2 protein-coding genes are annotated in these 1,725 nt (G+C 61.9%); one reads left to right on the top strand and one right to left on the bottom strand.

Features of this window, described 5'->3' with window-relative positions:
- Positions 1–105 precede the first annotated feature (105 nt).
- Complete coding sequence (locus tag I5W_RS00635; RefSeq protein ID WP_017450292.1) at positions 106–774, bottom strand: GntR family transcriptional regulator; 669 nt, start codon at positions 772–774, stop codon at positions 106–108.
- 147 nt (positions 775–921) lie between these two features.
- Between I5W_RS00635 and dctP the strand changes: the two genes are divergently transcribed.
- Positions 922–1,725, top strand: an 804-nt coding sequence (gene dctP, locus I5W_RS00630; RefSeq protein ID WP_044527805.1) for a TRAP transporter substrate-binding protein DctP, incomplete at its 3' end; no start/stop codon positions are given.

Genomic DNA, 1,725 nt, shown 5'->3' with positions numbered 1-1,725 from the left:
GAGCTGCTGGCGCGTTCGCTCTTCTTCATCGATCCGCTCGATGGCAGTGAGCGGCATTTCGTCAGCCAGCGCAGCCTGTGAAAGCGCAAGCGTTTGAGCTTTATTTCAGGCGGCCGACTTCAGTTGATGCAGCGACGCCACCAAGTCGGCAAAGCGCTGGCCCTGGATCATGATGTGCTGGCGCAGCACCTCCACGGTCCTCTCGGCGTCGCCGGCAATGATGGCGTCCACTGCGGCCTGGTGTTCATCGAAGGACATCTTGAGCCTGTCCCTGACGCGCAACTGCAAGCGCCGGTAGGGCCGCAGGCGGCGGTGCAGGGCCCGGGCCTGCTCGGCCAGGAAGCTGTTGTGGCTGCCGGCGTAGATATGGTCGTGGAAGGCTTCGTTGAGGTAGAAGTAGGCATCCGGGTCGCTGGCGTCGCGCGCCGCCTGGCAGGCCTGGTGCGCCGCCAGCAGCTCGGCATGTTCGGCAGGCGTCATGCGGCGCGCGGCCAGACGGCCGCACATGGCCTCGAATTCGGCCATCACTTCGAACATTTCAATCAATTGCTGTGGACCGATCTCGGCCACGATGGCGCCGCGGCGCGGACGCATCTCGACGATGCCCATCGAAGCCAACTGGATCAGCGCCTCGCGAATGGGGGTGCGCGAGACACCGAACTGCTCGGCCAGCGAGGTTTCATCCAGATGCTGGCCGGGTGCCAGCTTGCCCACGGCAATCATCTCTTCGATCGATTCGCGCAGGGTTTCAGAACGGGTCTTGGGGGTATCCATGATCAATTGCCTTTAAAGCAAGCATTGTAAAGCGGGGACGATCCACAGGATTAATGCTTGACAATGTATGCGTTTCCTATGAAATTGTATACACGATGAGAGCATAAAAACACACGTAGTTCCATCAATCCTGGAGGAGACACCCCAATGAAGACCATGACCCGCCGCCATTTCCTCGGCGCCCTCGCCGCCGCCCCGCTTGCCAGCGCCGTTCCCTCGGTGTGGGCGCAGTCGGCCACGCTGAAGATTTCGCACCAGTTTCCCGGTGGCACGATCACCGAAGGCGACTTTCGCGACCGCCTGGTGCGTACCTTCGCCCAGCAGGTGAGCGAACGCACCAAAGGCGCGCTGAAATTCGAGATCTATCCCGGTTCTTCCCTGATGAAGACCAATGCCCAGTTCTCGGCCCTGCGCAAGGGCGCGCTGGACATGTCGCTGGTGCCGCTGAACTATGCCGGCGGTGAAGTGCCGGAAACCAATATCGGCCTCATGCCCGGCCTGGTGACGTCCTACCAGCAGGGCGCGTCCTGGAAGAATGCTGAAGTCGGCAAGGAGCTGGCCCGCGTGCTGGGTGAGAAGGGCGTGGTCATCGTCAGCTGGATCTGGCAGGCCGGCGGGGTGGCCTCACGCGGCAAGCCCATCGTCGATCCGGCCGATGTGAAAGGCATGAAGGTGCGCGGCGGTTCACGCGAGATGGACCTGATTCTCAAGGAAGCCGGCGCGGCCGTGGTGACGTTGCCCTCCAATGAAATCTATGCCGCCATGCAGACCGGTGCCATGGATGCGGCCATGACGTCTTCGACCTCCTTCATGTCCTTCCGTCTGGAAGAAGTGGCCAAGGCCCTCACTACCGGACGCGACAAGGCCTACTGGTACATGTTCGAGCCGTTGATGATGTCCAAGGCCGTCTTCGAGCGCCTGCCCAAGGGACAGCAGGGCATCATCATGGCG

This window comes from Herbaspirillum sp. B65 (assembly GCF_000333555.1).
Classification (GTDB): Bacteria; Pseudomonadota; Gammaproteobacteria; order Burkholderiales; family Burkholderiaceae_D; genus Herbaspirillum; species Herbaspirillum rubrisubalbicans.
The sequence above is the reverse complement of the archived record's forward strand: the minus strand, read 5'-3'. Positions and strand labels throughout refer to the sequence as shown.